This is a genomic window from Pelomonas caseinilytica, assembly GCF_021353235.1.
Classification (GTDB): Bacteria; Pseudomonadota; Gammaproteobacteria; order Burkholderiales; family Burkholderiaceae_C; genus Pelomonas; species Pelomonas caseinilytica.
The window spans coordinates 219,476-243,727 of sequence record NZ_JAJTWT010000002.1 but is presented as its reverse complement, the minus strand read 5'-3'; the positions used below and the strand labels follow the sequence as shown (position 1 = coordinate 243,727).

General features: G+C 69.8%; 23 protein-coding genes. 14 read left to right on the top strand and 9 right to left on the bottom strand.

Features of this window, described 5'->3' with window-relative positions:
* Window positions 1–54: 54 nt before the first annotated feature.
* The 4 genes from ettA (at window position 55) to LXT12_RS04950 (ending at window position 4,542) form a co-directional block, all read left to right on the top strand.
* Complete coding sequence (gene ettA, locus LXT12_RS04965; protein ID WP_233390054.1) at window positions 55–1,719, top strand: energy-dependent translational throttle protein EttA; 1,665 nt, start codon at window positions 55–57, stop codon at window positions 1,717–1,719.
* A 140-nt stretch (window positions 1,720–1,859) separates the two neighbouring features.
* A complete protein-coding gene (locus LXT12_RS04960) occupies window positions 1,860–2,357 on the top strand; it encodes a Spy/CpxP family protein refolding chaperone (RefSeq protein ID WP_233390053.1) in 498 nt (165 codons plus the stop codon).
* Between the two features lie 92 nt (window positions 2,358–2,449).
* Window positions 2,450–3,166, top strand: coding sequence for a response regulator (locus LXT12_RS04955; RefSeq protein ID WP_233390052.1), 717 nt, complete (start codon window positions 2,450–2,452; stop codon window positions 3,164–3,166).
* Window positions 3,163–4,542, top strand: coding sequence for a sensor histidine kinase (locus LXT12_RS04950; RefSeq protein ID WP_233390051.1), 1,380 nt, complete (start codon window positions 3,163–3,165; stop codon window positions 4,540–4,542). Before LXT12_RS04955 ends, LXT12_RS04950 begins: the two co-directional genes overlap by 4 nt.
* Here LXT12_RS04950 and LXT12_RS04945 read toward each other — a convergent pair whose 3' ends face one another.
* The 3 genes from LXT12_RS04945 to trpS are packed head-to-tail and all read right to left on the bottom strand — an operon-like array spanning window position 4,543 to window position 7,294.
* Window positions 4,543–5,886 carry an MATE family efflux transporter gene (locus LXT12_RS04945; RefSeq protein ID WP_233390050.1) on the bottom strand — a complete coding sequence of 448 codons (1,344 nt, stop codon included), beginning with the start codon at window positions 5,884–5,886 and terminating at the stop codon, window positions 4,543–4,545.
* A complete protein-coding gene (locus LXT12_RS04940; RefSeq protein ID WP_233390049.1) occupies window positions 5,883–6,293 on the bottom strand; it encodes a DUF3717 domain-containing protein in 411 nt (136 codons plus the stop codon). The genes LXT12_RS04945 and LXT12_RS04940 overlap by 4 nt, the downstream gene beginning before the upstream one ends.
* Window positions 6,290–7,294 (bottom strand): tryptophan--tRNA ligase, encoded by a 1,005-nt coding sequence (gene trpS, locus LXT12_RS04935; RefSeq protein WP_233390048.1) that lies wholly within the window; start codon window positions 7,292–7,294, stop codon window positions 6,290–6,292. The genes LXT12_RS04940 and trpS overlap by 4 nt, the downstream gene beginning before the upstream one ends.
* A gap of 57 nt (window positions 7,295–7,351) precedes the next feature.
* On the opposite strand from trpS, the gene purN reads away from it, so the two are divergent.
* Entirely contained in the window at window positions 7,352–7,984 is a 633-nt protein-coding gene (gene purN, locus LXT12_RS04930) for a phosphoribosylglycinamide formyltransferase (protein WP_233390047.1), read from the top strand.
* Here the strand turns inward: purN and LXT12_RS04925 are convergent.
* Window positions 7,977–8,627, bottom strand: coding sequence for a DUF1345 domain-containing protein (locus tag LXT12_RS04925; RefSeq protein ID WP_233390046.1), 651 nt, complete (start codon window positions 8,625–8,627; stop codon window positions 7,977–7,979). The genes purN and LXT12_RS04925 overlap by 8 nt on opposite strands.
* Window positions 8,628–8,659: 32 nt before the next feature.
* Here LXT12_RS04925 and LXT12_RS04920 point away from each other — a divergent pair, with 32 nt between their 5' ends.
* The 3 genes from LXT12_RS04920 to LXT12_RS04910 all read left to right on the top strand — a co-directional run bounded on the left by LXT12_RS04920 (window position 8,660) and on the right by LXT12_RS04910 (window position 11,853).
* Window positions 8,660–9,922: an RsmB/NOP family class I SAM-dependent RNA methyltransferase gene (locus tag LXT12_RS04920; RefSeq protein WP_233390045.1), complete on the top strand. Its 1,263-nt coding sequence runs from the start codon at window positions 8,660–8,662 to the stop codon at window positions 9,920–9,922.
* Window positions 9,923–10,052: 130 nt separating this feature from the next.
* A complete protein-coding gene (locus tag LXT12_RS04915) occupies window positions 10,053–11,264 on the top strand; it encodes a DesA family fatty acid desaturase (protein ID WP_233390044.1) in 1,212 nt (403 codons plus the stop codon).
* Window positions 11,265–11,364: 100 nt separating this feature from the next.
* A complete protein-coding gene (locus LXT12_RS04910; RefSeq protein WP_233390043.1) occupies window positions 11,365–11,853 on the top strand; it encodes a DUF3016 domain-containing protein in 489 nt (162 codons plus the stop codon).
* 97 nt (window positions 11,854–11,950) lie between these two features.
* Here the strand turns inward: LXT12_RS04910 and rpmG are convergent, their stop codons facing one another.
* From rpmG to trxB, 3 genes are all read right to left on the bottom strand, one after another.
* Window positions 11,951–12,121, bottom strand: a complete 171-nt coding sequence (rpmG, locus tag LXT12_RS04905; protein ID WP_233390042.1) for a 50S ribosomal protein L33 — start codon at window positions 12,119–12,121, stop codon at window positions 11,951–11,953.
* A gap of 34 nt (window positions 12,122–12,155) precedes the next feature.
* Window positions 12,156–12,389 carry a 50S ribosomal protein L28 gene (gene rpmB, locus LXT12_RS04900; protein ID WP_233375050.1) on the bottom strand — a complete coding sequence of 78 codons (234 nt, stop codon included), beginning with the start codon at window positions 12,387–12,389 and terminating at the stop codon, window positions 12,156–12,158.
* A 185-nt stretch (window positions 12,390–12,574) separates the two neighbouring features.
* Window positions 12,575–13,534, bottom strand: a complete 960-nt coding sequence (trxB, locus tag LXT12_RS04895) for a thioredoxin-disulfide reductase (protein ID WP_233390040.1) — start codon at window positions 13,532–13,534, stop codon at window positions 12,575–12,577.
* Between the two features lie 175 nt (window positions 13,535–13,709).
* On the opposite strand from trxB, the gene LXT12_RS04890 reads away from it, so the two are divergent.
* Genes LXT12_RS04890 through LXT12_RS04870 form a run of 5 tightly spaced genes read left to right on the top strand, consistent with a single transcriptional unit; the run spans window position 13,710 to window position 19,675 of the window.
* Window positions 13,710–14,378, top strand: a complete 669-nt coding sequence (locus LXT12_RS04890; protein ID WP_233375052.1) for a Crp/Fnr family transcriptional regulator — start codon at window positions 13,710–13,712, stop codon at window positions 14,376–14,378.
* A gap of 54 nt (window positions 14,379–14,432) precedes the next feature.
* The gene (locus tag LXT12_RS04885) at window positions 14,433–16,829 is read left to right on the top strand and encodes a DNA translocase FtsK (RefSeq protein WP_233390039.1); all 2,397 of its coding nucleotides are present in this window, start codon (window positions 14,433–14,435) and stop codon (window positions 16,827–16,829) included.
* 8 nt (window positions 16,830–16,837) lie between these two features.
* Window positions 16,838–17,443 carry an outer membrane lipoprotein periplasmic chaperone LolA gene (gene lolA / locus LXT12_RS04880; protein WP_233390037.1) on the top strand — a complete coding sequence of 202 codons (606 nt, stop codon included), beginning with the start codon at window positions 16,838–16,840 and terminating at the stop codon, window positions 17,441–17,443.
* A complete protein-coding gene (locus LXT12_RS04875) occupies window positions 17,440–18,777 on the top strand; it encodes a replication-associated recombination protein A (RefSeq protein WP_419964759.1) in 1,338 nt (445 codons plus the stop codon). Before lolA ends, LXT12_RS04875 begins: the two co-directional genes overlap by 4 nt.
* Window positions 18,755–19,675 (top strand): amino acid ABC transporter substrate-binding protein, encoded by a 921-nt coding sequence (locus LXT12_RS04870; protein ID WP_233390035.1) that lies wholly within the window; start codon window positions 18,755–18,757, stop codon window positions 19,673–19,675. Before LXT12_RS04875 ends, LXT12_RS04870 begins: the two co-directional genes overlap by 23 nt.
* Before the next feature lie 123 nt (window positions 19,676–19,798).
* Here LXT12_RS04870 and LXT12_RS04865 read toward each other — a convergent pair whose 3' ends face one another.
* Window positions 19,799–21,139, bottom strand: a complete 1,341-nt coding sequence (locus LXT12_RS04865; protein WP_233390033.1) for a sigma-54-dependent transcriptional regulator — start codon at window positions 21,137–21,139, stop codon at window positions 19,799–19,801.
* The gene (locus LXT12_RS04860) at window positions 21,132–23,006 is read right to left on the bottom strand and encodes a sensor histidine kinase (protein WP_233390031.1); all 1,875 of its coding nucleotides are present in this window, start codon (window positions 23,004–23,006) and stop codon (window positions 21,132–21,134) included. The genes LXT12_RS04865 and LXT12_RS04860 overlap by 8 nt, the downstream gene beginning before the upstream one ends.
* A gap of 310 nt (window positions 23,007–23,316) precedes the next feature.
* Between LXT12_RS04860 and LXT12_RS04855 the strand changes: the two genes are divergently transcribed.
* The gene (locus tag LXT12_RS04855) at window positions 23,317–24,240 is read left to right on the top strand and encodes a branched-chain amino acid ABC transporter permease (RefSeq protein WP_233390029.1); all 924 of its coding nucleotides are present in this window, start codon (window positions 23,317–23,319) and stop codon (window positions 24,238–24,240) included.
* The last annotated feature ends 12 nt before the right edge of the window (window positions 24,241–24,252 follow it).

The following is a 24,252-nucleotide window of genomic DNA, read 5'->3' as shown; positions in this document are numbered from 1 at the left end:
GGCGGTCGCCGCGGCGGCGCATTCCCGTCACATCCCCCCTACGCAGACGAGCCCATGGCCCAATACGTGTTTTCGATGAACCGTGTCAACAAGACGGTTCCCCCCAAGCGCCACATCCTCAAGGACATCTCGCTGTCCTTCTTCCCCGGCGCCAAGATCGGCGTGCTGGGCCTGAACGGCTCGGGCAAGTCCACGCTGCTGAAGATCATGGCCGGCGTCGACAAGGAGATCGAGGGCGAAGCCATCCCGATGCCGGGCATCAAGATCGGCTACCTCGAGCAGGAGCCCAAGCTCAACCCCGAGCAGACGGTGCGCGAGGCGGTGGAGGAGGGCATCGGCGGCGTGCTGGCCGCCAAGAAGCGCCTGGACGAGGTCTATGCCGAATACGCCGAGCCCGACGCCGACTTCGACAAGCTCGCCGCCGAGCAGGCCGAGCTGGAGGCCGTCATCGCCGCTGCCGGCTCGGAGAACACCGACCTGCAGCTGGAACTCGCCGCCGACGCGCTGAACCTGCCGCCCTGGGATGCCAAGATCGGCGTGCTCTCCGGCGGCGAGAAGCGCCGCGTGGCCCTGTGCCGGCTGCTGCTGTCCAAGCCCGACATGCTGCTGCTGGATGAGCCCACCAACCACCTGGACGCCGAGTCCGTGGAGTGGCTGGAGCAGTTCCTGCAGCGCTTCCCCGGCACCGTGGTGGCCATCACCCACGACCGCTACTTCCTCGACAACGCCGCCGAGTGGATCCTCGAACTCGACCGCGGCCACGGCATTCCCTGGAAGGGCAATTACTCGGACTGGCTGGACCAGAAGGAAAAGCGCCTGGAGCAGGAACAGAAGAGCGAGGACGCCCGCGCCAAGGCCATGAAGGAAGAGCTGAAGTGGGTGCGCTCCAACGCCAAGGGCCGCCAGGCCAAGAGCAAGGCGCGCCTGGCCCGCTTCGAGGAGCTGAGCGACGTCGAATACCAGAAGCGCAACGAGACCAACGAGATCTTCATTCCCGTGGCCGAGCGCCTGGGCAACGAGGTCATCGAGTTCGAGAACGTCTCCAAGAGCTTCGGTGACCGCGTGCTCATCGACAACCTGAGCTTCAAGGTGCCGGCCGGCGCCATCGTCGGCATCATCGGCCCCAACGGCGCCGGCAAGTCGACGCTGTTCCGCATGATCCAGGGCGTGGAGCAGCCGGACAGCGGCACGGTCAAGATCGGCAAGACGGCCAAGCTGGCCTTCGTCGACCAGAGCCGCGCGAGCCTGGACGGCAGCAAGACGGTCTGGGAAGACGTCTCCGGCGGCCTGGACAACATCGTGGTGGGCAAGTTCGTCATGCCCAGCCGCGCCTACCTGGGCCGCTTCAACTTCAAGGGCAACGACCAGCAGAAGCTCGTCGGGTCGCTGTCCGGCGGTGAACGCGGCCGTCTGCACCTGGCCAAGACCCTGGCCCAGGGCGGCAACGTGCTGATGCTGGACGAACCGTCCAACGACCTCGACGTCGAAACCCTGCGCGCGCTTGAAGAAGCGCTGCTGGAGTTTGCCGGGTCGGCCATGGTCATCAGCCACGACCGCTGGTTCCTGGACCGCATCTGCACCCACATCCTGGCCTGCGAAGGCAACTCGCAGTGGTTCTTCTTCGACGGCAACTTCCACGAGTACGAGGCCGACAAGAAGAAGCGCCTGGGCGAGGAAGGCGCGCGTCCGAAGCGCGTGCGCTTCAAGCCGATCAAGTAATCGGTGGCGAAGGCGGGGCCCGCTTCACGGCGGGCAACGCGGGGCCTGGGTGCCGACACAGTTCTTTACCCCGCCCCCAAAGATCCCACACAGGCCCCCCGGAAGATCACATCACTCCCTCTTCTTCCAGGAGACACCTGATGAAAGCCTTCCGCATCCCCTCCCTGTTCCGCGTCGCCACGGTGGCTGCGGCCCTGGCCATCGGCGGCGTGGCCGCCCATGCGCAACCCGGCCCGGGCCATCATGGCGGCCCCGGCATGATGGAAGCCGGCTTCGGCGGCCACATGGGCCCGATGGGGCACATGGGCCACATGCTGGACGTCGTCAACGCCACCGACGCGCAACGCAGCCAGATCGAGGCCATCTTCAAGGCCGCGCAGCAGGACCTCGCCGGCCAGCGCGACACCGGCCGCAAGCTGCACGAGCAGATGGCCGCGCTCTTCGCCGCGCCCAACATCGACGCGGCCGCCATCGAGTCCCTGCGCGCCCAGATCAGTGCTCAGCACGAGACCGCTTCCAAGCGTATGAGCCAGGCCATGATCGAAGCCGCCCGCGTGCTGACGCCCGAACAGCGCGCCAAGATCGCCGAGGTCATGAAAAAGCACCAGGCCCGCATGGCCGCGCGCCATCCCGGTTGATTTGGCTGACGGCGAGGAGTTCTGCGATGCTTGAGCCTCGAACTTCCGGCGCGGAGCCGCGCCGGCCTTCCTTCAGCTCCCTTGCCCCGGTGATGAGTGCACGACTTCTGCTGATCGACGACGACGCCCGCCTGACCGGCATGGTGGGCGACTACCTGCGCGCTGCCGGCTTCGAGGTCAGCACCGCCGGCAGCCTGGCCCAGGCCCGCGAGGCCCTGGCCCACGGCCGCTTCGAGCTCATCGTGCTGGACCTGATGCTGCCCGACGGCGACGGCCTGGACTTCTGCCGCTGGCTGCGCGGCGACCCGCGCTGGCGCCACCAGCCAGTGCTGATGCTCTCGGCCCGCGGCGAGCCCATGGACCGCATCCTCGGCCTGGAACTCGGGGCCGACGACTACCTCGCCAAGCCCTTCGAGCCGCGCGAACTGCAGGCCCGCATCAAGGCCCTGCTGCGCCGGCTGGAGCCCAAGCTCGACGGCGACGAGGTGCTGCGCTTCGGGCGCCTGGAGATCGACCTCGCGGCCCGCGTGGCGCGGCTGGACGGCAAGATCTGCGACCTCACCAGCCACCAGTTCGACCTCCTCGTCGTGCTGGCCCAGAGCCCGGGACGGGTGCTGTCGCGCGACCAGATCATGGACGCCCTCAAGGGCCATCCGCTGGAGGCCTTCGACCGCTCCATCGACGTGCACATCTCGCGCATCCGCGCCGTCATCGAGGACGACCCCAAGAACCCGCGCCGCGTGCTGACCGTGCGCGGGGCTGGCTACGTCTTCGCACGCAAGCAAGACGCTGACGCTGACGCCGCTTGAAAAGCCTCTACCTCCGCATCTACCTGACGCTGGTACTGTTGCTGCTGGCCTTCGCCTTCGGCTCGGCCTGGCTGTTCCAGCGCCACATCGAGCAGGAGCGGGGCAACGTGGAGCTGGCTGCGGGCGAGCGGCTCAATGCCATGGCGGGCCTGCTCAAGCTGGCGCTGCCGCCGGCGACGGCGCCGCGCCAGGAGCAGGCGGCGGCCTTCGCCGACTGGGGCGGCCGGCTGCGCATGCCCATCGCGCTGGAGGGCGCCGACGGCAAGCCCATCGCCACGACGCAGATGTTCGAGCGCCGGGCCGACGACCCGGGCGCCATCATCGTCAGCGCCGGCCTGGGCGACGGCCGCAGCCTGGAGCTGGTGCGCACCGTGCGTCCCCCCAACCTTCAGGGACCCGGCGCCTCGGGGCCTGGCGGCCCGGGGCCGTCGGCGCGGCCTCCGCGGCTGGATGAAGGGCCCTGGGCGGGGCCGTGGCTGCATCGGCCGGTCTCGCCCGGCGCGCCGACGGTGTCCACGCTGGCCATCGTGCTGCTGCTGCTCTTCATCGGCGTGGCGGCGGGCGCCTATCCGGTGGTGCGGCGGCTGACCCGCCGGCTCGAGGCCCTCAAGCGCGGCGTCGAGCAATTCGGCGCCGGCCAGCTCGGCCTTCGCGTCGACGACAGCGGCCGCGACGAGGTCGCTGCCGTGGCGGCCAGCTTCAATCTCGCGGCGGACCGCATCGAGACCCTGCTGCGTTCCCACCAGAGCCTGCTCGCCAACGCCAGCCACGAGCTGCGCTCCCCGCTGGCCCGGCTGAAGATGGCCTTCGCCATGCTGGAGGACGCCACGCCCGCCCAGCGCGAGCGGCTCGCGCGCGAGATCGACGTCAACATCGCCGAGCTGGACGCCCTCGTCGAGGAGGTGCTGCTGGCCAGCCGGCTGGAGGCGGGCAGCGCCGTCGGCGAGATGCACCCGGTCGAGCTGCTGGCGCTCGGGGCCGAGGAGGCCGCGCGCGCCGAGGCGGCCTTCGAGCCGGAGACGGATTCGGCCCGTGTCGACGGCCAAGAGAGGCTGCTGCGGCGCGCCCTGCGCAACCTCCTCGACAACGCCCGCCGCTACGGCGGGCCGGAGGTCGAGCTGGCGCTCAGGCCGGTTGCGGGCGGCTACGAATTCGTCGTGTCGGACCGCGGCCCCGGCGTGCCCGCGGAAATGCGCGAGCGCATCTTCGAGCCGTTCTACCGCCTGCCCGGGCATGCCGAGATGGCGGGCGGCGTCGGCCTCGGGCTGAGCCTGGTCAAGCAGATCGCCGAGCGTCACGGCGGCAGCGTGCGCTGCCAGCCGCGCGACGGCGGCGGCAGCCGCTTCGTGCTCTTCCTGCCGGCGGCCAAGGCCTGATCAGCGGTTCTCGTCGAAGACGCGCTTGAGCAGCCAGCTCAGCAGGAAGGCCGCGGTCATCAGCCCGGCGGTGGCCGCCTGCCAGAAGCCGACGGCGCCCGCGCCGTGGGCGCCGAACGCGAGCAGGTAGCCGCCGCCGATGCCCAGGCCCCACAGGGCGAGGACGTAGATGACCATGGGCAGCGTCGCCACCTGGTAGGCGCGCAGCACGTAGGCCGCGACGGTCTGCAGGGCGTCGCCAAGGTGGAAGAACCACACCCACACCAGCAGCGGCAGGGCCGCCGCCGCCGTGGCCGGATTGGCCGTGTAGAGGGCGACGATGGATTCGCGCGCCAGCGCCACGACCGCGCCGACGCTGGCGGCCACGAGGGCGGCCAGGCCCATGGCATGGCGCCCGACGAGCCTGGCCGCGTGCTTCTCGCCCGCGCCCAGGTGCTGGGCCACCAGTGTGCCGGCGGCGGTGGCCAGGGCCAGGGCGATCATGAACATCATGGCCACGAGGTTGACGGCGATCTGGTGGCCGGCCACCGGCGTGGCGCCCAGCCGGGCCACGAAGAAGGCCATGAAGGTGAAGCCCGTCACCTCGACGAGGATGGAGCCGCCCATGGGCAGGCCCAGGCGCACGAGGCTGCGCAGTTCGGCCCGGTGCGGGCGCGTCTGCCACAGGTGGGGAATGCGGAAAGGGGCGTAGAAGGCGTCGCGGCGCAGCAGGGCCTGGGCGGCCAGGCACTGGGCCGTCATGGCGATGGCCGTGGCCCAGCCGCAGCCGCCCACGCCCAGGGCGGGAACCGGCCCCCAGCCGAACACCAGCAGGGCGTTCAAAGGCACCTTGGCGGCCAGGCCGGTGAGCTGCATGGCCATGACGGCCTTGGGCCTGCTCACGGAGGTCGAGAAGCCGCGGAAGGCCGCGAAGAGCAGGGCCGCGGGCAGGGCGAAGGCCTCGGGGCGGGTGTAGGCGCGTACCTTGGCCGCCTGGGTGGCGTCGAGCTGGGCCAGGTGGATGAAGGGCTCGGGGAACCACAGCGCCAGGCTGCCGGGCACGCACAGCAGCAGGGCCAGCCACTGGGCCTGCACGAAGCTGCGGCCCGAGGCCTGCAGGTCGCCGGCGCCGAACTGCCGGCCGGCGATGGGGCCGACCGCCAGCACGACGCCCATGAGGCCGACGAAGATGGTGACGTAGGCGGCCGAGCCGACCGCCAGGCCGGCGAGGTCCTCGGGCCCGACGCGGCCCATCATCAGCGTGTCGACCGTGCTGAACATCATCACGGCCAGCTGCCCGACGAGCACGGGCCAGGCCAGGGGCACGAGGCGGCGGACGCTGTCGGCGAAGCGGATGCGGCTCATCGCCCGGAGCGTTCGGCGTAGCGGTTGAAGCGCCAGGCCGTGCCTTCGGCCTGGATGCGCAGCCACACGGCGCGCTTGGCCATCGGGCTCATGCCGGGCCAGTCCTGCACCTCTTCAAAGCTGCGCCCGCAGCCCTTGCAGGCCGGGTCGCCCTGGGCCGTGGAGCAGATGGCGATGCAGGGCGAGTCGGGCGTGGTCTCGTACCAGGCGAGCCAGGCGGCCAGGGCCTGGGCGCCGAGATCCTGCGCGTTCAGCACCGTGGCGCGCTGCAGCGCCAGGCGGGCGTAGGCCTCGGCCAGCGCCTCGACCTCGGGGCCGGCCTGGACGCCGTCGGGCGAGGGCGAGCGCTCGCGCCACCAGTTGATGGCGGCCTCGAGGTCCTCGACGTGGATGCAGGCCTCGCTCAAGCCACCAGCCCCATCGCGGCGCGCACTTCGCGCAGCGTCTTGCGGGCGACTGCCCGGGCGCGCTCGGTGCCGACCTCCAGCGTCCAGCGCACCTGTTGGGGGTCGAGCGCGGCGGCGCGCTCGCGCCAGGGCGCCTGCTCGCGCTGGATGGCCTCAATCAGCGGCTGCTTGCAGTCCAGGCAGCCGATACCGGCCGTGCGACAGCCGGCCTCGCAGGCGGCGCGGGTGGCTTCGTCGCTGTAGATCTGGTGCAGGGGCCAGACGGGGCAGCGCGACGGGTCGCCGGCGTCGCCTCGGCGCACGCGCTGCGGGTCGGTGGGCATGGTGCGGATCTTGGCGGCCGTGGCCTCGGGCTCGTCGCGCATCGCGATGGCATTGCCCAGGCTCTTGCTCATCTTCTGGCCGTCCAGGCCCGGCACCCGGGGCGTGCGCGTCAGCAGGGCCTGGGGTTCGACGAAGACGGGCGCGGCCTCGGCGTAGAGGCGGTTGAAGCGGCGCGCCACCTCGCGGGTCACCTCGACGTGGGCGGCCTGGTCCTCGCCGACGGGCACGCCGGCCGGCTTGTAGAGCAGGATGTCGGCGGCCTGCAGCAGCGGGTAGCCGAGGAAGCCGTAGGTGGCGAGCTCGGGGTCGGCGGCGACCTGGTCCTTGTAGCTCGGCATGCGGGCCAGCCAGCTCGACGGCGTGCACATGGCCAGCAGCGTGAACAGCTCGGCATGCTCGGGCATGCGGCTTTGCAGGAAGAGGGTGCAGCGCTCGGGGTCGATGCCGGCGGCCAGCCAGTCGGTGACCATGTCGTAGACGTGGCGGCTCAGGGTCTCGCGGTCGGGGTGCGAGGTGGTCAGGGCATGCCAGTCGGCGACGAAGAAGAAGCAGTCGTGGCTGTCCTGCAGGCGCACCCAGTTCTCGATGGCGCCGTGGTAGTGGCCGAGGTGCAGGGCGCCGGTCGGGCGCATGCCGGAGAGCACGCGCGGGCGGGAGGGGGAGGGTGGCGGCGGCATGGGGCGCGGATTGTCGTTCAAGGCCGCACCGCCCGCCGCCGCCTACACTGCCGCCCCATGAAAAGGCTGGTGATTCTGATTTCCGGGCGGGGCTCCAACATGGAGGCCATCGTCAAGGCATGTGCCGCCGAAGGCTGGCCCGCGACGGTGGCCGCCGTCATCAGCAACCGGCCTGATGCCGCCGGCCTGGCCTTTGCGGCGCAACGCGGCATCGCCACCGCCGTCGTCGACCACAAGGCCTTCGGGCGCCGCGAGGACTTCGACGTCGAACTGGCGCGCGTCATCGACGGCTTCGAGCCCGACCTCGTCGTGCTGGCCGGCTTCATGCGCATCCTCGGGTCCAGCTTCACGGCCCGTTATGCGCGGCGCATGCTCAACATCCACCCCTCGCTGCTGCCGGCCTTCACGGGGCTGCACACGCACGAGCGGGCGCTGGAGGCGGGCTGCAAGATCGCCGGCGTGACCGTGCACTTCGTCACCGCCGAGCTCGACCACGGCGCCATCGTCATGCAGGCCGCGGTGCCCGTGCTGGCGGGCGACGACGCCGCGGCGCTGGCGGCGCGCGTGCTGGTGGCCGAGCACCGCATCTACCCGCAGTCGGTGCGCTGGTTCGTCGAGGACGCGCTGGTGTGGGACGGCGAGGTCGTGCGCCACCGCGACGGCGCGCCCCAGCAGCTCCTGCTCAGCTGAGCAGGCCGGCCAGGATGTTGATGGACAGGGCCAGCACGCCGGTGTTGAAGACGAAGGCGAGCAGGGACTGGACCAGCACGAGCCGGCGCATCGCGCGGGAGCTGACGGCGACGTCCGAGGTCTGCGAGGTGGCCGCCACGGTCATCGAGAAGTAGAGGAAGTCGCCGTAGTCGGGCGGCCCCTCCTGCTCCTCGCCGGGGAACTCCAGGCCGTGCGCGGCCTTGCCGCCGCCGTGGTAGAGGCTGGCGTAGGCGATGCCGAACTCCACCGGCAGCAGCAGCCAGGAGCCGGCCACGGTCGTGAGCGCGAGCAGCACGTAGCGCGGGTCGTGCTGCTGCCGGGCGGACTGCAGCTCCATCGTGATCGCGGCCAGGCTGGCGAGGGCGCCGAGCACCGCCAGCATCAGCATCACCGGCACGCCCTCGTTCAGCCGGCGCGCCCGGCTTTGCACGTCCACCGAACCGGCCCGGCCGAGCATCATCCACAGGGCCAGGGGCAGGTAGATCCAGACGGCGAGATTCCAGCCCAGCAGCAGCCGCGTCTGCAGGCCCGGCACGCCAGGCCAGGCGGTGGCGACCGCGCTGCCCATGAGGATCGCCGCGAGCAGGCGGGGGCGCAGGCGCAACTGGGACCAGAGCTTCATGGGGCGCGCGGGGGCATTGGGATAATGGCGCGATGCATCCTAATGCCCTGCTGGAGCTGTGCGCGGAGCTGGTCGCCGCCGTCAACAAGCTCGACGCGCCGGCCGACGCCACCGTCTCGGCCTTTTTCCGACAACACAAGAACCTCGGCCAGCGCGAGCGGGCGAGCCTGGCCGAGACCGTCTATGCGCTGCTGCGCGAGCGGCTCAAGTTCCAGCACCTGGCCCAGAGTGGCAGCGGCCCGTTGCCCAGGCGCCTGGCCATGCTGGCCTGGCGCGGCAACGCCGGCTTCCTGCGCGGCGCGCTCAAGCCGGCCGAGCAGCAGTGGCTGGACCAGGTCGGCGCCATCGCGCCGGAGAGCCTGGCGCCCAAGCTGCGCCACAACCTGCCCGACTGGCTGGCCGAACCGCTGATGGCCCGCCTGGGCGAGGCCGAGTTCTGGCAGCTCGCGGCGGCGCTGAACGAGCCCGCACCCCTGGACCTGCGCGTGAACACGCTCAAGCTCAAGCGCGAGGAGGCCCAGGCCCAGCTGCAGGCCGCCGGCATCGAGGCGGTGCCGACGCCGTATTCCCCGCTGGGCCTGCGCATCCAGGGCAAGCCGGCGCTGAACAAGCTGGAACTGTTCACCAGCGGCGGCGTGGAGGTGCAGGACGAGGGCAGCCAGCTGCTCGCCCTGCTGCTGGCGCCCAAGCGCGGCGAGATGGTCGTGGACTTCTGCGCCGGTGCCGGCGGCAAGACGCTGGCCCTGGGTGCCGCCATGCGCAACACCGGGCGGCTCTACGCCTTCGACGTGTCCGGTCACCGCCTGGACGCCCTCAAGCCGCGGCTGGCGCGCAGCGGCCTGTCCAACGTCTATCCGGCGCAGATCGCGCACGAGCGCGACGACCGCATCAAGCGCCTGGCCGGCAAGATCGACCGCGTGCTGGTGGACGCGCCCTGTTCGGGCCTGGGCACCTTGCGCCGCAACCCCGACCTGAAATGGCGGCAGTCGCCCCAGGCCCTGGCCGAGCTGCAGGGCAAGCAGCGTGCCATCCTCGCCAGCGCCGCCCGGCTGGTGAAGCCGGGTGGCCGCCTCGTCTACGCCACCTGCAGCCTGCTGGACGCCGAGAACGAGGTCATCGCCGCCGAATTCACGGCCGCCAACCCCGGCTTCCAGCGCCTGGCCGCCGACGAGGTGCTGGCCAGGTCCCAGGTCGAGCGGGCCGCCGAACTGGTGGAGGACGGCGCGCTGCGGCTCTGGCCGCACCGGCACGCGACCGACGGTTTCTTCGCCGTCGCCTGGGAGCGGACGCCTTGATGGTGGTCAAAGAACGCGCGGATTCGCACGCACCAGCCTGAATCAGGGGCTGTCCGGCCCTTGATTTTCGAGGGGCGCCTCTACAATTGGACTTTCCCTTGCATGGCGGCTTCGGCCGAGGTTCTGGAGCATGAACGACATCTTCAACGCGCTGTTGAACTGGCTGGACACCGGCCTGGCAGGCTTCAGCGCCTGGCAGCTGGTGATCTACACCCTGGTGGTGACCCACATCACCATCGCGGCGGTGACCATCTTCCTGCACCGCTCCCAGGCCCACCGCGCGCTCGACCTCGGCCCCATCCCGTCGCACTTCTTCCGCTTCTGGCTGTGGCTGACCACTGGCATGGTCACCAGGGAGTGGGTGGCCATCCACCGCAAGCACCACGCCAAGTGCGAGACCGAAGAAGACCCCCACAGCCCCCAGACCCGCGGCCTGCGCAAGGTCATGGCCGAGGGTGCCGAGTTGTATCGCGCCGAAGCCAAGAACGCCGAGACCATCGCCAAGTACAGCCGCGGCACGCCTGACGACTGGATCGAGAACCACCTCTACAGCAAGTACAGCTGGCAGGGCGTGGGCCTGATGCTGATCATCAACGTCGCCCTGTTCGGCGCCATCGGCGCGACGATCTGGGCCATTCAGATGGTCTGGATCCCCTTCTGGGCCGCCGGCATCGTCAACGGTGTCGGGCACTACTGGGGCTACCGCAACTTCGAGGCGCCCGACGCCTCGACCAACCTGATCCCCTGGACGCTGATCATCGGCGGCGAGGAACTGCACAACAACCACCACACCTATCCCACTTCGGCCAAGTTCTCGGTCAAGCCCTACGAGTTCGACATCGGCTGGGTCTACATCCGCGCCCTGGAGATACTGGGCTGGGCCAAGGTCCGCAAGACGGCGCCCAAGCTGAGCCTGGGCGAGGTCAAGCCGGCCGACGCCCGCACGCTGGAGGCGCTGATCGCCAACCGCTACGAAGTGATGGCGACCTATGCCCGCGGCCTGAAGGAGGTCTGCGCTGCCGAACTCGCCAAGATCAAGGCTGAGGGCGGCAGGCACAGCGAGCGCTTCGCCCAGTTCAAGCTGGCCAAGCGCTGGCTGCATCGCGACCAGGACCGCATCCCCGCCTCGCTGCACGGCGAACTGGCCCATGCCCGTGCCGCCAGCCCCGTCATCGACAAACTGGTGACCATGCGCGAGGAACTGCGCCAGCTCTGGACCCGCACCAACGTGTCCGCCGAGCAACTGGTCGCCGACCTGCAGGCCTGGTGCCGCCGTGCCGAGGAAAGCGGCATTGCCGAGCTGCAGGCCTTTTCGATGCGCCTGCGCGCCGTGCACGCCTGAACCCAGGTTTCGCCAAAGTAAAAGGGCGCCCCTGCGGGCGCCCTTTTTTCTTGACTGGCCTAGACTTGGCCTACGCAGTCATTCGATCAGGAGGCTAGCCATGAGACATCACTGGATTGCCCTGGGCCTGCTGGCCCTGGCGGCGGGCGCCCAAGCGGACGTCAAGGTGAATTTCGTGAATCCGGAAAAGTTTTCGGACATCCGGGACAGGAACGGATTCCGCCAGATGGACGTGCTCAAGGACATCGAGGCCCATCTCGTCGAGAAGGCAGGCAAGCTGCTGCCGGGGCGCAACGTGCGCTTCGACGTGACCGACGTCGACCTCGCTGGCGAGATCGAGCCTTTCGGCCGCCGTGCCGAATGGCTGCGGGTCATGCGCTCCGTGACCTCGCCCGCGATGTCGTTCAAGTACGAGGTTCGCGACGGCGATACCGTCGTGCGCCAGGGCGAGGTCAACCTCCGCGACATGGACTACCAGAACAGCCTCAACACCTTCTTCGACAGCGATCCGCTGCGCTACGAAAAGCGCATGATCGACCGCTGGATGGAGCGCGAGTTCAAGCCGGCCGTGGCGGCGTCGGGGCGCTGAACGGCTTCCCGCCGCGCCCAAAAAGCAAAACCCGCCGGCGTTGCCACGCGGCGGGTTCATGGTTCGGCTGGATGCGGGCGGCTGGCGCCGCCGGCCATCACTTCAGCTTCACTTCCTTGTACAGGACGTGCTTGCGCGCCTTGGGGTCGAACTTCATGAATTCGAGCTTTTCGGGCGTCGTCTTCTTGTTCTTGTTCGTCGTGTAGAAGTGGCCGGTGCCCGCGGAGGACTCCAGCTTGATCTTTTCGCGGCCGCCTTTGGATGCCATGGTCGTATTCCTTTAGTGGGTCAGTGAGCGGCGATCAGAGTTCGCCCTTGGCGCGCAGATCGGCGACGACCTGGTCGATGCCGACCTTGTCGATCAAACGGAGAGCGGCGTTGCTGATGCGCAGGCGCACCCAGCGGTTCTCGGACTCCACCCAGAAACGGCGGTATTGCAGGTTCGGCAGGAACCGACGCTTGGTTTTGTTGTTGGCGTGGGAGACGTTGTTCCCGACCATGGGCTTCTTGCCCGTGACTTGACAGACGCGTGCCATGACGCTTCTCCAGTTTGACTACTCTTTGACCAGCCGCCGCGAAGCAATTTCGTCGGCAGCCCTTTGACCGCAATGCCTGCTAGACCCGGTTCGTCGGCGCATCGCCAACGACCCAGGCGCGGTCCATCCGGCAGGCAAGCCCGCGAGTATAGCGGAAAACCCGCTTCGCGCCACCCGCCCGCGGGTCAGGCGTTTTCCTGCTCGAGGAAGCGCTGGGCGTCCAGCGCCGCCATGCAGCCCGTGCCGGCGCTGGTGATGGCCTGGCGGTAGACGTGGTCCTGCACGTCGCCGGCGGCGAAGATGCCCGGCACGCTCGTCATGGTGGCGAAACCGTTGAGGCCGCTCTTGGTCACGATGTAGCCGTCCTTCATCTCCAGCTGGCCCTGGAAGATGTCGGTGTTGGGATGGTGGCCGATGGCGATGAAGCAGCCGTGCACGGCGAGGTCGGAGGTGCTGTCGTCCAGCACGCTGCGCATGCGCACGCCCGTGACGCCCGAGGCATCGCCCAGCACCTCGTCGATCTGCTGGAAGAAGTGCAGGACGATCTTGCCCGCATCGGCCTTCTCCTTGAGCTTGTCGACGAGGATGGGCTCGGCGCGGAACTTGTCGCGGCGGTGGATGAGGTGGACGGTGCTGGCGATGTTGGACAGGTAGAGCGCCTCCTCGACGGCCGTGTTGCCGCCGCCGACGACGCAGACGTCCTGGCCGCGGTAGAAGAAGCCGTCGCAGGTCGCGCAAGCGCTGACCCCGCGGCCCATGAAGGCCTCCTCGGAGTCCAGGCCAAGGTACTTGGCCGAGGCGCCGGTGGCGATGATCAACGCATCGCAGGTGTAGGTCGCGCTGTCGCCGACCAGGGTGAAGGGTCGCTTGGAGAAGTCGACCTTGTTGATGTGGTCGAACACCATCTGCGTCTGGAAGCGCTCGGCATGCTGCTGGAAGCGCTGCATCAGTTCGGGCCCCTGCACGCCCATCACGTCGGCAGGCCAGTTGTCGACCTCGGTCGTCGTCATGAGTTGACCCCCCTGGGCCATGCCGGTGATCAGCGTGGGCTTGAGGTTGGCGCGGGCGGCATAGATGGCGGCGGTGTAGCCGGCGGGGCCCGAGCCGAGGATGAGCAGGCCGTGGTGTTGGGTTGTGGCGGTCATGGCGGGAGAGGTGAGGGTGGCAGGACGTTGCGCAAGGGCATCGGCAGGGCAGTTAGGGGTGAAAACCCCGGCCTAACCCGATGCGGAGGAGCCTGCCGCGTGTGCACAATGCACGCCATTTTAGGCAGGCGTCATTTCTCGCCGCCTGCCTGGGGCCCAAACCTGGAGAGTGCATATGGCGATGATTTCCAACCTGGACCTGATCCGCCGGGTTCCGCTGTTCTCGATGCTGACGACCGACCAGGCGCAGTCCATCGCCGACAGCGTCGTGAAACGCCGCTTCAAGCGCGGGGAGCTGATCGTCGAGCAAGGCACCAAGTCCAATGCCCTGTTCATCCTGCTGAACGGCCGAGCCCGCGTGCTGACGGCCGACCACCGTGGCCGCGAGGTCATCCTGGCCGTCCTGCAGTCGGGCGATTACGTCGGCGAGATGAGCCTCATCGACAACGAGCCCCACTCGGCGACGGTGCGTGCCGAAGTCCAGACCGACATGCTGGTGCTGGGCCGCCTCGAGTTCGCCCGCTGCCTGCCGGAGAGCAGCAGCCTGGCCTACGGCATCCTGCGCGGCCTGGTTGCGCGCCTGCGCAACGCCGACCGCCAGATCGAGTCGCTGGCGCTGCTCGACGTCTACGGCCGCGTCGCACGCACGCTGCTCGACATGGCCGAGGACGAGAAGGGCATCAAGCTCATCCGCGGCAAGGTGTCGCGCCAGGACATGGCCAAGGTCGTCGGCGCCTCGCGCGAGATGGTCAGCCGGGTCATGAAGGACCTGGAGGAGCGCGGTGTCATCGAGACGCTGGAGAACGGTTCCGTCGTCATCAAGGAACGCCTCACCCACGATTGATCCGGATACAGCTTGGCCCCGGTGTCCGGGAGGCGCGGGGGGCACAATGCCGGGATGAGTTTTCCCCTCGGTTCCCTGCTCGGCGGTGACGATGCCGCCGGCGAATCCGCCCCCCCTGCCAAACCCGCCCGCCGCCAGCCGCCCCGGCGCGAGGCTCCCCCGCCCTCCGTGGCTACGCGCCTGCTGCGCACACCGCTGTGGCTGGCGCTGACGGCCCTGGTGCTGGCCCTGCTGGTGCTGGCCCTGGCAACCCACGACCTGCGCGACGCGGCCTTCAGCACCAGCGGCCAACGCGATCTCGTCGCCAACCGCGTCGGCAGCTTCGGCGCCTGGCTCGCCGACGGCCTGCTCTTCGTCTTCGGCTTCTCGGCCTGGTGGCTGCCGCTGCTGGCCCTGCGTGCCTGGCTGCGCAGCCTGGCCGGCCTGCTGCGCCACGACACGCCCGAAACGCCGCGCTGGACCCGCCGCGCGCGCTGGTGGGCGGGTGTCGTGCTGCTGCTCGGCGCGAGCTGCGCCCTCGAATGGAGCCGGCTCTACGCCGTGGAGCCGCGCCTGCCCGGCCATGCCGGCGGCATCGTCGGCTATGCCCTCGGGCCCTTGGGCATGAAGACCCTGGGCTTTGCCGGCTCGGGCGTCGTCTGGATCGTGCTGCTGCTCACCGGCATGTCCTGGGCCCTGCGTTTCTCGTGGGGTCACCTGGCCGAGCGCATCGGCGAGCGCATCGAGGAACTGCGCGAGAAGCGCATCGAACAGCGGGAGATCAAGGCCGACCAGAAGGCCGGCCAGCAGGCCGTCAAGGAGCGAGAGCAGGAGGTCGAGGTCGAGCGCGAGGCCGAGCGCCAGCTGGAGCGCGAACTGGGTGTCGAGCACGAGCCCCTGGTCATCGAGCCGCCGGTCATCGAGGTGCCCCAGTCCACCCGCGTCGCCAAGGAGAGGCAGCAGACGCTGTTCGCCGACGTGGGCGACGCCAAGCTGCCCCAGGTCGACCTGCTCGACGCCGCGCCGGGCCGGCAGGAGACCGTCACGCCCGAGTCGCTGGAGATGACCAGCCGCCTCATCGAGAAGAAGCTGCGCGACTTCGGCGTCGAGGTGCACGTCGTGGCGGCATCGCCGGGCCCCGTCATCACGCGCTACGAGATCGAGCCGGCCACCGGCGTGAAGGGCTCGCAGGTGGTCAACCTGGCCAAGGACCTGGCCCGCTCGCTGAGCCTCGTGTCCATCCGCGTCGTCGAGACCATCCCGGGCAAGAACTACATGGCCCTGGAACTGCCCAACGCGCGACGCCAGACGATACGGCTCTCCGAGATCCTCGGCTCGCAGGTCTACGCTGACGCCGCGTCCCAGCTGACCATGGGCCTGGGCAAGGACATCATCGGCCAGCCGGTGGTGGCCGACCTCGCCAAGATGCCGCACTGTCTCGTCGCCGGCACCACCGGCTCGGGCAAGTCGGTCGGCATCAACGCGATGATCCTCAGCCTGCTCTACAAGGCCGAGGCCCGCGACGTGCGGCTCATCCTCATCGACCCCAAGATGCTGGAGATGAGCGTCTACGAGGGCATCCCGCACCTGCTGGCGCCCGTCGTCACCGACATGAAGCAGGCCGGCAATGCGCTGAACTGGTGTGTTGGCGAGATGGAGCGGCGATACAAGCTCATGTCCAAGATGGGCGTGCGCAACCTCGCCGGCTACAACAAGAAGATCGACGAGGCCAAGGCCGCAGGCCAGAGCATCGCCAATCCCTTCAGCCTCACGCCCGAGGAGCCCGAGCCGCTGGAGCGCCTGCCCTTCATCGTCGTCGTCATCGACGAGCTGGCCGACCTGATGATGGTGGTGGGCAAGAAGATCGAGGAACTCATCGCCCGCCTGGCGCAGAAGGCGCGGGCGGCCGGCATCCACCTCATCCTGGCCACGCAGCGGCCCTCGGTCGACGTCATCACCGGCCTCATCAAGGCCAACATCCCGACGCGCCTGTCCTTCCAGGTCAGCTCCAAGATCGACAGTCGCACCATCCTCGACCAGATGGGTGCCGAGGCCCTGCTGGGCATGGGCGACATGCTCTACATGCCTTCGGGCACCGGCCTGCCCATCCGCGTGCACGGCGCCTTTGTCAGCGACGACGAGGTGCATCGCGTTGTGGAGTACATCAAGTCCCAGGGCGAACCGAACTACATCGAAGGCATCCTCGAAGGCGGCGTGCTCGACGAGATGGGCGGCGGCGGCGAGGCGCCGGCGCCGGGCGAGGCCAGCGGCGAGGCCGACCCGATGTACGACCAGGCCGTGGCCATCGTGCTCCAGCACCGCAAGGCCTCCATCTCGCTGGTGCAGCGGCATCTGCGCATCGGCTACAACCGCGCGGCCCGGCTGCTGGAGCAGATGGAGAAATCCGGCCTCGTCGGAGCATTGGCCGCCAACGGCAGCCGCGAACTGATCGTTCCCAAACGCGAAGAGTGAACTGACGAATGAAGCGCTTCCTCCTCAGCCTGACGCTGGCCCTGGCCGGTGCCGCCCATGCCGACGCGGTCGACGCCCTGCGCGACTTCGCCCGTGACGTGAAGAGCGGCAAGGCCAATTTCACCCAGACCGTCACCTCGCCCGACGGCAAGCGCAAGAAGGTGTCCAGCGGCGCTTTCGAGTTCGAGCGGCCCAACCGTTTCCGCTTCGCCTATGCCAAGCCTTTCGAGCAGGTCATCGTGGCGGACGGCACCAAGGTCTGGATCTACGACGCCGACCTCAACCAGGCCAGCTCGCGCAAGCTGGCCGACGCCCTCGGCGCCACGCCCGCGGCCCTGCTGGCCGGGGCCAATCTCGAGCGCGACTTCACCCTCAAGGCCCTGGCCACCGAGGGCGGCATCGACTGGGTGCAGGCCAGCCCCAAGCAGGCCGAGTCCACCATCCAGTCGCTCAAGCTCGGCTTCAAGGGCCGGGACCTGGCGGCCATGGAGATCGTCGACGGCTTCGGCCAGCGCTCGCGGCTGGACTTCAGCGCCGTGCAGGCCAACGTGCCGGTGGCGGCCGAGCGCTTCCAGTTCAAGCTCCCCGCCGGGGCGGACCTGATCGAGCAGTGAGCGGCTCCCTTTTCGACGACGAGCCGGAACTTCCGTCCGCGCCCAGGCCGGCGGCGCCGACGGCCGGCATCCCCCTGGCCGAGCGGCTGAGGCCCCGGACGCTGGACGAGGTCATCGGCCAGCGCCACCTGCTCGGCCCCGGCATGCCGCTGCGCGCCGCCTTCGAGGCGGGCCGGCTGCAGAGCATGATCCTCTGGGGGCCGCCGGGCGTGGGCAAGACGACGCTGGCGCGGTTGGTGGCGGGCGCCTTCGATGCGCAGTTCATCCCGATCAGCGCGGTGCTCGGCGGCGTCAAGGACATCCGCGAGGCCGTCGAGCGTGCCCAGGTGGCCGCGGCCCAGGGGCGGCGCACGGTGGTCTTCGTCGATGAAGTGCACCGCTTCAACAAGGCGCAGCAGGACGCCTTCCTGCCCCACGTCGAGGCCGGCCTCTTCACCTTCATCGGCGCCACCACCGAGAACCCCAGCTTTGAGGTCAACTCCGCGTTGCTGTCGCGAGCCCAGGTTCAGGTGCTCAAGAGCCTGGACGCCGAGGAGCTGCAGCAGCTCATCGACCGCGGCGCGGCGGAACTGGGCATCGCCCCGCCCACCAAGGAGGCCGCGGACCGCCTCATCGGCTATGCCGATGGCGACGCGCGGCGGCTGCTGAATGCGCTGGAGTCGGCCGCGTCGCTGGCCCACGGCACCGTCATCGACGAGGCCCTGCTGGAGCGGACGCTGGGCGAGCAGCTGCGCCGTTATGACAAGGGCGGCGACCAGTTCTACGACGTCATCTCCGCCCTGCACAAGTCGGTGCGGGGCAGTCACCCGGACGGTGCCCTCTACTGGTTCTCGCGCATGCTCGATGGCGGCGTGGATGCGCGCTACATCGCGCGGCGGCTGATCCGCATGGCCAGCGAGGACATCGGCCTGGCGGACCCGCGCGCCCTGCGCATCGCGCTGGACGCCGCCGAGGCCTACGAGCGCCTGGGCTCGCCCGAGGGCGAGCTGGCCCTGGCCGAGGCGGTCGTCTACCTCGCCGTGGCGCCCAAGTCCAACGCCGTCTACAAGGCCTTCAACGCCGTGCGGGCCTTCATCAAGCAGGACCAGTCCCGGCCCGTGCCCGTGCACCTGCGCAATGCGCCAACGCGGCTGATGAAGGAGCTGGGCTATGGCAAGGCCTACCGTTATGCGCACGACGAGCCCGGCGCCTATGCCGCCGGCGAGCAATACCTGCCGGACGGGCTGGAGGCCGAGCGCTGGTATGAACCGGTGCCGCGGGGCCTGGAGTCCCGCATCGCCGACAAGCTGGCCGAACTGCGCCGGCTGGACGATGAGGCGGCTGGCCAGGGCTAGCGCGGCGCTGGCCGCGCTGCTGCTGCTGGGCCTTGGCCTTGGCGCCGCGCGGGCGGCGGACGGCCCGACGCTGACCCGCGTGCGCGAGACCGGTGTCATCGTCATCGGCTACCGCCCGGCCTCGCTGCCCTTCTCCTACCTCGACGCCCAGCTGCGGCCCACCGGCTACACGGTCGAGCTGTGCGACCGCATCGTCGCGGCCGTGCGCGAGCGGCTGCAACTGCCCGACCTCGAAGTGCGCCGCGTCGAGGTCGCGTCGGCGACCCGCATGCCCCTGGTGATCAACGGCACGCTCGACCTCGAATGCGGCATCACCACGCACACGGCCGAGCGGGCCCGCCACCAGGCGTTCTCGCTGACCGTCTTCGTCGCCGAGACGCGCCTGATGGCGCGCGCCGGCGAGCGCGTGCAAAGCCTCGCCGACCTGCGCGGCCTGCCGGTGGCCTCCACCATCGGGACGACGAGCATCCAGCACCTGGCCAAGGCCAACGAGCAGCAGGGCCTGGGCATGCGCATCCTCGGCGGCCTGGACGACCCGGAGGGCTTCCAGCTGGTGCGCAGCGGCCGGGCCCGGGCCTTCCTGATGGATGACGTCATCCTGCGCAGCATCTTGGCCCAGCAGGGCCCGGCCGCCGACGACTACCGCCTCTCCGACCAGTCGCTGACCGTCGAACCCTATGCCATCGGCCTGCGCAAGGGCGACCCGCAGTTCAAGGCCCTGGTGGACGGCGTGCTGGCCGGGCTCTACCGCAGCGGCGAGATCCACGCCATCTACCGCCGCTGGTTCGAGTCGCCGCTGCCGCCGCAGGGGCTCAACCTCAAGCTGCCGATGAGCGCGGCCTTCCGGCGCGTGATCGCCAACCCGACCGATTCGCCGGACCCGGAGCGCTACCGCTAGGCACGAGAACACAGCCACAGAGGCACAGAGACACAGAGAAATCCGAGGCCGAACACCAGTCTCTCTGTGCCTCTGTGTCTCTGTGGCTTTGTTTCTTCAGCTTGCGCGGCTGGAGGCTGTTGCTCAACGGAATGCATCCAGCTGGATGCCGTGGCGGTTCAGCTTGTCGTAGAGCGTCTTGCGCGGCGTGCCCAGCAGCTCCATCGCTGCCGGCACCTTGCCATTGCAGCGGCGCAGCGCCTGCTCGATCAGCGCCTTCTCGACGAGGTCCATCTGCTTGGCCAGCGGCAGGCTGGGCACGGCTTGCAGGGCGGCCTGCGGGTCGAGGTCGTCCAGGGCCAGCACGAAGCGGTCGGCCGCGTTGCGGATCTCGCGCACATTGCCCGGCCAGTCGTGGGCCATCAGCTCGCGCAGCTTCTCGGGCGTCAGCTCCGGCGCGGCGCGCTCGTAGCGGGCGCAGGCCTGGGCGACGAAATGCTCGAACAGCAGCGGGATGTCCTCGCGGCGCTCGCGCAGCGGGGGCAGCGTGAGCGTCGCGATGTTGAGGCGGTAGTAGAGGTCGCTGCGGAACTCGCCGCGCGCGGCCTGGTCGCGCAGGTCGGCCTTGCTGGCGGCGATGAAGCGCACGTTGACCGGCAGTTCCTCGTTGGAGCCCAGGCGTTCGACGCGGCGCTCCTGCAGCACGCGCAGCAGCTTGATCTGCAGCGCGATGGGCATGGTCTCGATCTCGTCGAGCAGCAGGGTGCCGCCGTTGGCGTGCTCGATCTTGCCGATGCGCCGCTTGGCGGCGCTCGTGAACGAGCCCGGTTCGTGGCCGAAGAGCTCGCTCTCGAAGAGGGCCTCGGGCAGGCCGCCGCAGTTGATGGCGACGAAATGGCGGTCGCGGCGCGGGCTCTGGTCGTGCAGGCAGCGGGCCACCAGCTCCTTGCCGGTGCCGGTCTCGCCGACGATGAGCACGTCGGCCGAGGTGCCCGCGAGGTTGAGCACCTGGCGGCGCAGCTGCTGCATGGCGGCGGACTGGCCGAGCAGCGCCGCCTCGATGCCGCTGGCGCGCTGCAGCTGGGCGCGCAACTCGTCGGCCGAGTGGCGCAGCGTGCGCAGGTCCAGGGCGCGGTGGACGACGTCGAGCAGCCGCTCGGGCGCGAAGGGCTTCTCGATGAAGTCGTAGGCGCCGGCCCGCATGGCCTGTACGGCCATGGCGACGTCGCCGTGGGCGGTGATGAGGATGGCCGGGATGCCCGGGTCGGTGGCCTGCACATGGGCCAGCAGGGCGCGGCCGTCCATGCCGGGCAGGCGCACGTCGGTGACGACGACGATCTGCGCGCCGGGCTGGATGTGGGGCAGGGCCTCCTCGGCGCTGCGGCAGGGCAGGACGGCGAAGCCCTCCAGCTCCAGCGTCTGGGTGAGGCTGACCCGCACCGGCAGGTCGTCCTCGACGAACACGACCTTGTAGCCTTCAAACATCGGCTTGCTCCATGACTGCTTCCCAGGTCTCGACGGCGAGGTCGAACTCGAAACTCATGCCCCGCTCGCCCGCCGGCGGCGGCTCGGCCCGCAGGCTGCCGCCGAACTCGTGGACGATCTTGGCCGAGATGACCAGGCCGAGGCCGAGGCCCTGGCCGGCCGGCTTGGTGGTGAAGAAGGGCTCGAAGAGGCGGGGCAGCTCGGCCTCGCCGACGCCCTGGCCGCTGTCGCGCACCTTGACGAGCACCCGCCGGCCCTCGTCCACCGGCAGGGCCTGCACGCTCAGGCGCCGCACCGGCTCGTGCTCCATCGCGTCGAGGGCGTTGCCGAGCAGGTTGACGAGGACCTGCTCCAGGCGGTTGGCCTCGGCGCGCACGCGCAGCCCGCGCGGCACGGCGATGTCGGCCTCGACGCCCAGGGCACGGCTGCGGTGCTCCAGCAGCACCTGGGCGTTGCGCACGCAGTCGGCCAGCGAGGCGCTGCCGGCGGGCTGGTCGTCGGCCTTGCGGGCGAAGCTCTTGAGCTGGCGCGTGATCTGGCTCATGCGCTCGACCATGTCGTCCATGATCTGCAGGTTGGCGGCGACGGCGTCGTGCCGGCCCCCCTCGAGCAGCCGGATGGAATTGCGCGCCAGGGCCCGCAGCGCCGTCAGCGGCTGGTTGACCTCGTGCGAGAGCCCGGCCGACATCTGGCCCAGCACCGCCAGCTTGCTGGCCTGCAGCAGCTCGCCTTCGGTCTGCAGGCGCTGGGCGATCTGGGTCTTGAGCGCGTCGTTGGTGCGGCGCAGCTCGGTGGTGCGGCTGTCCACCAATTGCTCGAGCTGGGCGTGGGCCTGCTGCAGCTCGGTCTGCGCCTTGGTGAGCTGGCGCAGCGCGCGCCGGCGCGAGGACAGGTAGAGCGTCAGCAGGCCGACGCTGGCGCCGAAAGCCGCGCCGCCCCAGGCGGCGTACTGGGCGCGCTGGCGCACCTCGGTCAGGTCGGACAGCGCCACCAGCCGCAGGCCCAGGGGCACGAGCTGGCGCTGCTGGGCCAGCATGGGCCGGCTGCCCGGCAGCGGCAGCCTGACCTGCTGGCCCTGGTGCACCTCCAGCGACGCGGGCAACTCCAGGTCGGGGCCGATGGCCTGCGGATAGCGGGCGCTGGCCTGCAGGGCGCGGCGGCGGGAAGGGTCTGCGTGGTCGAGCACCGCGTACTTCCAGGCCTGGACGGAACTCATGATGACGACGTCCTGGTCGTCGGCCACGAGGATGCGCTCGTTCTGCGAACGCAGGCCCAGGTCCACCCAGGTGGCCTCCAGCGGCGCGAGGTTGAAGCGCACGACGATGACGCCGGCCGCCTGCTGTGCCTGGCGCAGCGGGTGCAGCAGGTAGAAGTCGGTGCTGCCCGTCTCGGCATCGGCGGCGAAGAAGTGGTTGCGGCCCTGCGCGACGGCCTCGGCCAGGCGCGCGGGCGGCGTCAGCGGCTCGCTCGCCGAGACCACCCGGCCCTGGGCGTCGGCGATGAAGATCTGGTTGGTGCCCGCCCGCACGTTGACGCGCGCGAGCATCTGGCCGGCGGCGCGGCGGCGCTCGGGGTCCTGAGGCGACGACATCAGGGCCTGCAGCGTCGGGTCGATGGCCAGCAGGCTGGGCAGCGAGGCATGACGGCCCAGTTCGGCGGACAGGTTGGTCGCGTACAGCTCCAGCCGCTCGGTGCTGAGGGCCGACAGCTGCTCACGGCCGCCGCGCTCACTGAGACGGTGCGCGAGCCAGAAGCCCAGCACCATCAGCAGGCCGGTCAGGAAGAAGTGGACCCCGGGCCGGCTCAGCAGCCGGGCCAGGCGCAGCGCGCGCGGACGCAGACGTAAGGGAAAGAAGGGCAGGGCCATGGCTAACGGGCCATGTAGTTTGCCTACCGGGCGGGCGCCGCGACAGGCTCCGCGCCAGTTTTTTAAGCCCTGGCGAAGAACCGCCCGGCTCCCGTGCGGTTTGTGCGGATTTCCGCCCAGCCGGGCCTGGTCGACACTCGTGACATCCGACCAGGGAGCAGGACGCGGAGCGGAACCGAGGTCCGGTCCGGCCATACCGTCGGTGAATACCCTCGAAACACCGGCTCATACCGGCTTTTGGCACGAGGGTTGCGATTTGCCCCCGGTCGCTTGGCGCATGCTGCGCCCAACAAAATCTTCTGGAGCCCTCATGGAGACTCTGATTCAACAGATCATCAACGGCCTGGTGCTGGGGAGCATGTATGCCCTCGTCGCCCTGGGCTACACGATGGTCTACGGCATCATCAACCTGATCAACTTCGCCCACGGAGAGATCCTGATGGTCGGCGCCATGGTCAGCTGGACGGTGGTCACCGCCCTCGCCGACACCGGCATGCCCGGCTGGCTGCTGATGCTGATCGGCCTGGCCTGCGCCATCGTCGTCTGCGCGGTGCTGAACTTCTCGGTCGAGAAGATCGCCTACCGGCCGCTGCGCAACGCGCCGCGCCTGGCGCCGCTGATCACGGCCATGGGCATGTCGCTGCTGCTGCAGGTGCTGGCCATGATCATCTGGAAGCCCAATCCCAAGCCCTTCCCGCTGCTGCTGCCGACCACGCCCTTTGACCTGGGCGGCCCGGTCATCACCGTCACGCAGTGCCTGATCCTCGGGCTGACCGTCGCCATCCTGGCCGGGCTGATGTACCTGGTGAACTTCACCAGGCTCGGCCGCGCCATGCGCGCCACCGCCGAGAACCCGCGGGTGGCCGGCCTGATGGGCGTCAAGCCCGACTTCATCATCTCCACCACCTTCGTGATCGGCGCAGCCCTGGCCGCCGTCGCCGGCCTGATGTGGGCCGCCAACTACGGCACCGTGCAGCACACCATGGGCTTCATGCCTGGCTTGAAGGCCTTCACGGCAGCGGTGCTGGGCGGCATCGGCAACCTCGCGGGTGCGGTGGTCGGCGGGGTGCTGCTGGGCCTCATCGAAGCCATCGGCGCCGGCTATCTCGGCGACCTGACGGGCGGCGTGCTGGGCAGCCACTACGCCGACATCTTCGCCTTCATCGCCCTCATCCTCGTGCTCACCTTGAGGCCCTCCGGCCTGCTCGGCGAACGCGTGGCCGACCGCGCGTGATGGCTCACCCCC

Excerpts from the sequence above, each read along its gene's own strand:
- rpmG (WP_233390042.1), bottom strand. The coding sequence starts at position 12,121 with ATGGCATCCAAAGGCGGCCGCGAAAAGATCAAGCTGGAGTCCTCCGCG.
- LXT12_RS04920 (WP_233390045.1), top strand. The coding sequence starts at position 8,660 with ATGCATCCTAATGCCCTGCTGGAGCTGTGCGCGGAGCTGGTCGCCGCC.
- ettA (WP_233390054.1), top strand. The coding sequence starts at position 55 with ATGGCCCAATACGTGTTTTCGATGAACCGTGTCAACAAGACGGTTCCC.
- trpS (WP_233390048.1), bottom strand. The coding sequence starts at position 7,294 with ATGCCGCCGCCACCCTCCCCCTCCCGCCCGCGCGTGCTCTCCGGCATG.
- LXT12_RS04925 (WP_233390046.1), bottom strand. The coding sequence starts at position 8,627 with ATGAAGCTCTGGTCCCAGTTGCGCCTGCGCCCCCGCCTGCTCGCGGCG.
- trxB (WP_233390040.1), bottom strand. The coding sequence starts at position 13,534 with ATGACCGCCACAACCCAACACCACGGCCTGCTCATCCTCGGCTCGGGC.
- rpmB (WP_233375050.1), bottom strand. The coding sequence starts at position 12,389 with ATGGCACGCGTCTGTCAAGTCACGGGCAAGAAGCCCATGGTCGGGAAC.
- purN (WP_233390047.1), top strand. The coding sequence starts at position 7,352 with ATGAAAAGGCTGGTGATTCTGATTTCCGGGCGGGGCTCCAACATGGAG.
- LXT12_RS04960 (WP_233390053.1), top strand. The coding sequence starts at position 1,860 with ATGAAAGCCTTCCGCATCCCCTCCCTGTTCCGCGTCGCCACGGTGGCT.
- LXT12_RS04890 (WP_233375052.1), top strand. The coding sequence starts at position 13,710 with ATGGCGATGATTTCCAACCTGGACCTGATCCGCCGGGTTCCGCTGTTC.
- lolA (WP_233390037.1), top strand. The coding sequence starts at position 16,838 with ATGAAGCGCTTCCTCCTCAGCCTGACGCTGGCCCTGGCCGGTGCCGCC.
- LXT12_RS04910 (WP_233390043.1), top strand. The coding sequence starts at position 11,365 with ATGAGACATCACTGGATTGCCCTGGGCCTGCTGGCCCTGGCGGCGGGC.
- LXT12_RS04855 (WP_233390029.1), top strand. The coding sequence starts at position 23,317 with ATGGAGACTCTGATTCAACAGATCATCAACGGCCTGGTGCTGGGGAGC.
- LXT12_RS04885 (WP_233390039.1), top strand. The coding sequence starts at position 14,433 with ATGAGTTTTCCCCTCGGTTCCCTGCTCGGCGGTGACGATGCCGCCGGC.
- LXT12_RS04915 (WP_233390044.1), top strand. The coding sequence starts at position 10,053 with ATGAACGACATCTTCAACGCGCTGTTGAACTGGCTGGACACCGGCCTG.
- LXT12_RS04955 (WP_233390052.1), top strand. The coding sequence starts at position 2,450 with ATGAGTGCACGACTTCTGCTGATCGACGACGACGCCCGCCTGACCGGC.
- LXT12_RS04870 (WP_233390035.1), top strand. The coding sequence starts at position 18,755 with ATGAGGCGGCTGGCCAGGGCTAGCGCGGCGCTGGCCGCGCTGCTGCTG.
- LXT12_RS04860 (WP_233390031.1), bottom strand. The coding sequence starts at position 23,006 with ATGGCCCTGCCCTTCTTTCCCTTACGTCTGCGTCCGCGCGCGCTGCGC.
- LXT12_RS04865 (WP_233390033.1), bottom strand. The coding sequence starts at position 21,139 with ATGTTTGAAGGCTACAAGGTCGTGTTCGTCGAGGACGACCTGCCGGTG.
- LXT12_RS04945 (WP_233390050.1), bottom strand. The coding sequence starts at position 5,886 with ATGAGCCGCATCCGCTTCGCCGACAGCGTCCGCCGCCTCGTGCCCCTG.